The 5,895-nt window shown below is 58.8% G+C and carries 5 protein-coding genes; 2 read left to right on the top strand and 3 right to left on the bottom strand.

Annotation, left to right across the window (positions count from 1 at the left end; genetic code table 11):
* Positions 1 to 25: 25 nt before the first annotated feature.
* A complete protein-coding gene (rpiA, locus tag IRZ31_RS19685) occupies positions 26 to 784 on the bottom strand; it encodes a ribose-5-phosphate isomerase RpiA (protein WP_297156936.1) in 759 nt (252 codons plus the stop codon).
* A 632-nt stretch (positions 785 to 1,416) separates the two neighbouring features.
* Here rpiA and IRZ31_RS19680 point away from each other — a divergent pair.
* Together IRZ31_RS19680 and IRZ31_RS19675 are read left to right on the top strand one after the other, a co-directional pair.
* Positions 1,417 to 3,459, top strand: coding sequence for a DUF4388 domain-containing protein (locus tag IRZ31_RS19680; RefSeq protein WP_297156934.1), 2,043 nt, complete (start codon positions 1,417 to 1,419; stop codon positions 3,457 to 3,459).
* Positions 3,460 to 3,531: 72 nt separating this feature from the next.
* Entirely contained in the window at positions 3,532 to 3,660 is a 129-nt protein-coding gene (locus IRZ31_RS19675) for a hypothetical protein (RefSeq protein ID WP_297156931.1), read from the top strand.
* A gap of 145 nt (positions 3,661 to 3,805) precedes the next feature.
* Here IRZ31_RS19675 and IRZ31_RS19670 read toward each other — a convergent pair whose 3' ends face one another.
* Together IRZ31_RS19670 and IRZ31_RS19665 are read right to left on the bottom strand one after the other, a co-directional pair.
* Positions 3,806 to 4,828 (bottom strand): PspA/IM30 family protein, encoded by a 1,023-nt coding sequence (locus IRZ31_RS19670; protein WP_297156929.1) that lies wholly within the window; start codon positions 4,826 to 4,828, stop codon positions 3,806 to 3,808.
* 241 nt (positions 4,829 to 5,069) lie between these two features.
* The coding region (locus tag IRZ31_RS19665) for a flotillin domain-containing protein (protein ID WP_297156926.1) at positions 5,070 to 5,895 on the bottom strand (826 nt) is incomplete at its 5' end.

Raw genomic sequence — 5,895 nt, 5'->3', positions numbered from 1 at the left:
TTATAATGACAAAGCAAGTGAGCTGTCAAGGAACAGCAGGCCCAGCTGTGGTGCTGCTATCGGCCTCGGAGCGGCGAGACAGGTGGATGATGCCTGCTGGACCGGCGATCAGTGCCTCGGTGGTCATATGCAGAAACAGGCCCGTTTCGACCACGCCCACGATGCGCCGGAGCCGGTTCTCCAACTCGCCCGGGTCAGCGATACCATTGGGGAAGTAGCAATCCAGTATGAGATTGCCATTGTCTGTGTAGAAAGGCTGACCATCGCGCTGACGCAAACGGGCCTCAGCGCCCAGGGCCTCAAGGCGACGTCTGACAGGAGTCAAAGCGAAGGGCACGGTTTCGATAGGCAGGGGAACATGGAAGCCGAGCACTGGCACTTGCTTGGTGACATCGGCGATCACAACGAAGCGGCGCGAAGCTGAGGCTACCACCTTTTCGCGGAGCAAAGCTCCGCCGCCGCCCTTAATGAGATGGAGGTGAGGATCGATTTCGTCGGTACCATCGATATCGAGGTCCAGCTCGGGGTAATGATCAAGGTTTGTGAGGGGAATGCCCACTTCGCGCGCCACGGCTTCGGTCCGTTCTGAGGTAGGGACTGCTCCGGTGATCCGCAAACCTTCCTGCTGGAGCCGGCGCCCCAGAGCGCGGATCATCCACTCGGCGGTAGAGCCGCTACCCAGGCCGATCACCATGCCTGGTTCGATCAGTGCGGCGGCAGCTTCGCCTACTGCCCGCTTCCAGGCTTCTTTCTCTTGCAGTTGTGCGCTTTCGCTTTCCTTCATGCTCTTTTGTCCTCGCTGATTGCTCGCGTGAGTTGAGACAGAGAAGCCAGAGGCAAGGAAATAGGGGCTTCTCTCTTCTTCTATTTCTATAGCATATCCCAAAGGCTGGACCTCGTGCACGTCCGTACCGGGTACAGCCGTGCGTAGACCGCATCCCCTGATGCTCGCTCCGCTAGCCGGGAGGGAGCATCAGCCAGTCAAGCTGTCTGTGGCCAGGTATGGCCAGAAAAGGGAAGAACCTTAGCAGCTTCCTCTCTGTTCAAGGGAGCGCGAGAGTAACCTCTCTTGGGGAGAATCTTTTCAAAACCGGTCCCTTTCCAGTACTATGTACCTAAGAGCAGCAGCCGTAGCCATCTCTTTTCTGCCTGCTTTCCTGCCTGTCACCACTGAAGGGCAAGAGTCAACTTCTGCAGTGCTGGATTGAGGTGGAAAGGCTTGTCCGCTTGCCAACCCAGCACTAGCGTGGTATCATCGTGCCGTAGCGAGAGAAGGGAACGAGCGCTGTGTGGCAGGGAGGATCAGCCGCATGAGGTGCCGAAAGCAGGCCAAGCACGAGGATACCAAAAGTGAGCTGTGCGCCTGCTTCTCAAGAATGTGATCAGAGATAGTCAACCCTCACGAGGATGCTGAAAATGTCGGAGCAGTCGCGCGTTCTGGTAGTCACTGATGATGCAGAAGAGAGTCGGGCCATGCTCACAGCCCTGCGCGCTGATGGGTATCTGGTTCAGGGAGTAAGCGGAACTGCCGAGGCTCTTCGCGTACTCTGGCGCGAGATGCATCATCTGGTGATTGCTGAGTTGAAGCTGGCCAGCGCCGATGATTTTGAACTGGTGCGCTGGTTGCGCCTCTACTATCCACGCACTGCGGTGCTCTTATTGACCCCGCCCGAGGCAGGTGAGGAACGAACGCAGGCCCTAGAGCGCGGTGTGGCCGCCCTCGTTGATAAGCCCCTCAATCTGGAGCGGCTGAGAATGGAGGTGCGGCGCCTGCTCAGCCAGCCGGGTTTTTCTGCAAGCCTGGACTCGTTCGATCTACTCGATGTCATTCAGATTGTAACGATGAGCCGCAAGAAGATCGCCCTCGTTGTCAGCACAGACCAGGGCGAGCGCGGCCTGTTACGCTTTCAGAATGGGGAGCTGGTGTGGGCTGAGTATGGGGTGTTGCGTGGCGAGGAGGCTTTTTTTGCGCTGGCTGCGCACCGCAATGGAACCGTCTCCTATCAGTCCTGGGAGGGCGAGATTGCTCCGAATGTTGCGCAACCGCTCTCACGTCTGATTCTGCAGGCGCTGCAGTATCGAGCAAAGCAGAGCGGTGAGCTAAGTAGTGCTGCTCTGCCAGCATTTGGGCCACAGGCGAATAACGAGAAACAGGAGCAGAGGTCGCTATCGCTCGAAGAGATTGACGATACGCCCTTTGGCCTGCTGGGAGAGGAAGTGCAGGTCTCAGCAACTCGGGAGGAAATGGTGCCGAACCGCAGCGGTCCCAGCTGGGAAGGGGGGAGTGAGGACGGAGGTCGCGAGTGGTGGATGGCTACGGGCTATGTACCCAGGCTGGGTAGCAGTGAGCAGCGACGAGACGCAGACCTTTCTCAAGGCAGTGAAAGCAGAGCACTACCGGTGACCGGTCATCTGGCTGCTACCTCCGCCTCGGCCTCTGGCGCCGGCGTCGGGAGCACTGGGAAGGTGCCAACACCCAATCGCTTACAACGTCTGCCCGCCTCTGATTCCGTAGAGCTACCTTCATGGCTAACAGAGCAGCCGACGCACGCTGAGCTACCGTCAGTCATACCTTCCTCCCGGTCCCCTTTGACCACCGGGCAGCTACCAGTCTTACCAACCCAAAGACAGGGAGCGGCCTTCGGTGAAGAGCGCTCTCCCGCGTCTGCTCCTCAAAGTCCTGCCAGTCCTGAGCAGCCCCTGCATCGCCCCCTCTCGACTGATACAGGCATTCGACTGCGGCGCATTGGAGGCAGTGATGGTCAGCCTCCAATGGCCTACTCCAATCCAGCGAGCGCCGCCCCCAGTAGCGGACCACTGCAGAGCCTCATGTCGCTTGGGCGAGGGAGTGGTCCCCTTTCGCTCTCGCCTTCCTCTACTCCTGGTGCGCGTCAGGAGAGTCCCGCTTTGCCTGACACGGGTGCCCTGACTGGCCCGCGCCCGGCAGTGGGTCCTGCCGCATCAACCACAGGCAGTATGCCGAGCGCTAGCTTTGGCTTTGGAGCGCACAGTGGTCCCTCACCAGCCAGCTCGACGAGCCAGACTGGCCCGGCCAGCGGCCAGAGTGGTCCCTTGCCGCGAGCGGTCCGACGGAACATTAGCGCCATTGTGGCGGCATTGCAGACGCTGGGCTATGCGATTCCTGGTTTTGTGGCCACAGCGGTCCTGAGCATGGAAGGTCAGCCGATTGCTCAGGTCTCGGTGGATGATCTTGACCTCTCGCCAGTGGGTGGCCATCTCAAAGCAATCATTCAGGGTATTCTCCGCTCGCTGGAGCTAGGTGGCTGGGGTTCCTACGAAGATCTTGTGGTGACAAGCTCAAATCATCGTTTGCTCCTGCGGCTCATCGAAGGAGGAAGCGCCGCCTTTCATGTGCTGGTCACCACGCGCGAGGCCGATCTGAAAGAAAGCATGGAAGTGATGGCCAATGTTGAGGGAGCGATTGCCGCTGCGCTATAATCCAAAAGGACGAAGCCGTGCGTGTCACGGTCATGTCTACTGGTAAGAGGCCGACTGGAGAGAAGTACAACGATGGATGAAAGCCAGGGCAAATCTCAAAAAACTGAGGAGCAGCGCCGGAGAGATCAATACTCCTTCATCATCGGCATGGTCATCGGCATGGTCATCCTCATAGTCTTTACTCTGCTCTTTAGTCACTAGTCATTCGTTGGGCTGCTCTGGGCCGATTCGAAGCGGGCAATGCGGCGAAAGCGGCGCCCACTCCACGCCGGGCAGATTGGGCGCTCTGGTGGACCTGAGTAGCCCCACATGGCCAGCGACGGAGGCTACGGGAGGCTAAGCGCTTTCATTCGGACAGATCGTCCTGGGGCCGATGACCTGACTGCAGCGTCTCCAGCAGGAGAGGAAGATCAGCGAGCCTTGTCCTATCCAGGGCATCGGTTGTGCGCGTTGGGGCTTTGTCTGTGGCTTTGCGCGAATCCAAGCGTGCCCTCCCAGAGACAGGGGGAGCTTTCTTCTTTCCTTCCTCCTCATGTTCACTCGTAAGGTCGCCAGTATGACTACGAGCCTCTAACTCACGAAGCTCCTTCTCGATGGCTGCCAGTCCACTATTCTCACGTAGAACCTGAGACGGCTGCCGCGAGGAGAGGGAAGGAGCAAGGGCCTCGGTGATCGGAGCCTGCTGCGGCTCCTGCGTTACTCCTGGCGAGAGAGGATGAGAAGATGAAGCAGCCTGCTCCCGCGGGGCTTTTTCTGGCTGACGCCGGGGCTGCCCACCAGAAGCCTGCTGCTGGCGCTGTTCCCGACGGCGAGCGATCTCCTGCTGAAGCCGTTGTTGCTCATCGAGGAGGCGCTGCTGGAGCTGCTCCCGCTGGTGATCGAGGTCTCGCTGAAGCCGTTGCTTTTCGTTGAGAACGTGCTGCTGAATACGCTCCTGACGCTGCTTCATTTCTAGTAGATCACTAGCAGCCTCCAATTCGCGCAGTCGCGATTCGAGCTGCTGGAGGGCATCACGCATAGTGCGAGCAAGTTGCTCCTGATTTTGACGCTGTTGCTCATAGCGGAGAGCGAGGCGATTGACCTCATTGTACTGCAAAAGAGCAGAGCGAGCCGCCTCTTCGTTCCCCTGCCGGAGGGCCTGCTCGGCTTTTTTGAGCCAGGCTGCAGCCTCCTCTTGTTTCTCGCGCGCCCGGCGCTGGAGCTGGTGTGCGGTGGCGATCGCTGTTGCCACCTGGGTTTTCACCTGCACCAGTTGATTGCGCATATCAAGCTGCAACTGACGAAGAGATGACTGAGGATCAGGAGCCTTTTCAATGAAGGCATCGATATTGATGCGCAGCAGCGTAAGGACACGTTCCAACAGGTTCATAGCACATCCCTTTCCAAAGAAGCATAGCGGACCTACCGTCAGCGGTTGCAATAGCAGGCAAGGGAAAGCGTCGCAGGAAGTGCCAGTGGCTTCTCTTCTCGACGCCTTCCCTCCAGTGAGGAGAGCGAGCACTGTTCTAGGAACAAGAGCCAGACAGCGGCTCGCCCAACCTCGCTTAGCTTAAAGAAACAAGACGTTGCAGCACACAAACATGGCTGCTGATGCGTCGAAAGCTCTCATCTCATGCCTGATGGTTACTAACTCCAGAGCGATCAACTCCGGCCTCCGCCTCACTGGCTCGCTCATCGCTGCTGGCAACCTGCTGATCAGTCTGGCCTTTGAGCGTAGGAACGCGTGCCATCAGCTCACTGATACCTACACCGCTCAGCAGCTCAAAGAGGGCCGGAATCTGAGCCGCCATATTCATGATATCACCTGTCAGGCGGCTGGCACCCACACCGTTAGCGCTGTTACCGGTTGAAACAATCGTCACCTTATCGACTTTGCTGAGCGGCTCAGCGATCGCGCGTACGATCTCTGGCATATTGGTCAGTAGCTTATCCAGTACGGCGGCCTGATTGTACTCGTGATAAGCGGCGGCCTTGACCTTCATGGCCTCGGCCTCGGCTTCGCCTTTAGCGCGAATGACCTCAGCTTCCGCCAGACCCTTGGCGCGGATGACCTCAGCCTCTGCCATACCGCGAGCTCGTGCGGCTTCCGCTTCACCCGTCCCGCGCATACGCGCAGCATCAGCCTGACCTTGGGCTTCGAGGATCAGACGCTGCCGCTCGGCCTCTGCCACTGTCTCGATACGACGGCGCTCAGCCTCTGCTGCCTTCTGAACGGTCGCCTGTAGCTCCAACTCGCGGCGCTGGATTTCGGCCTCCTGCACACGGATCTGCGCGTGCTTCTCGACCTCGGTGACCTTGATAGCCTCCTCGACAACCTGCTGCTGCATGATGTTCGCCTGAATATCGTAAGCCTTATCGGCAGCCGCCTGCTGCTTCTTGACCTCGGCATCGAAGGCTGCCTTCTTGAGCAGCAGATCGCGCTGATACTCTGCCTGC

Origin of the sequence: Thermogemmatispora sp., from assembly GCF_019683635.1 — a bacterium.
In the GTDB taxonomy this organism is placed as follows: domain Bacteria; phylum Chloroflexota; class Ktedonobacteria; order Ktedonobacterales; family Ktedonobacteraceae; genus Thermogemmatispora.
This window is presented reverse-complemented; position numbering and strand designations above follow the sequence as displayed.

What these genes read in the sequence shown, in the direction of transcription:
- IRZ31_RS19675 (WP_297156931.1), top strand. Translation starts at nt 3,532, where the DNA reads ATGGATGAAAGCCAGGGCAAATCTCAAAAAACTGAGGAGCAGCGCCGG.
- IRZ31_RS19670 (WP_297156929.1), bottom strand. Translation starts at nt 4,828, where the DNA reads ATGAACCTGTTGGAACGTGTCCTTACGCTGCTGCGCATCAATATCGAT.
- IRZ31_RS19680 (WP_297156934.1), top strand. Translation starts at nt 1,417, where the DNA reads ATGTCGGAGCAGTCGCGCGTTCTGGTAGTCACTGATGATGCAGAAGAG.
- rpiA (WP_297156936.1), bottom strand. Translation starts at nt 784, where the DNA reads ATGAAGGAAAGCGAAAGCGCACAACTGCAAGAGAAAGAAGCCTGGAAG.